This is a genomic window from Wenzhouxiangella sp. XN79A (assembly GCF_012272825.1).
Classification (GTDB): domain Bacteria; phylum Pseudomonadota; class Gammaproteobacteria; order Xanthomonadales; family Wenzhouxiangellaceae.
Genome location: NZ_JAAWWS010000069.1, coordinates 1 through 239, shown reverse-complemented (window position 1 = coordinate 239; position 239 = coordinate 1). Strand labels below are relative to the sequence as shown.

Here is a 239-nt window from a genome sequence, read left to right as displayed (position 1 = left end):
GGACACTCGGGATCGGGATCGCCGCCGCCGGTCGGAACGACGCTGTTGCCGACCGAGCCGGTGGCGTCGGCATCGACCACTGCGGTATAGGTGACGAGATAGGTGCCCGGCACCGTTCCGGACGGCAGCGTGAAGGTCAGCGGATTGCCGGCCGTATCGGGCGTGAAGCCGCCCGGATTCGCGGCCACGGCACCGAAGGTCAGGCCGGCGCCCAGCGTATCGGTCAGCACCAGCGGCGC

The 239-nt window shown here is 70.7% G+C and carries 1 protein-coding gene; it reads right to left on the bottom strand.

Annotated features, from left to right (window positions below):
• A partial coding sequence (locus HFP89_RS00190; protein ID WP_168715621.1) for a hypothetical protein occupies window positions 1-239 on the bottom strand: 239 nt, incomplete at both ends.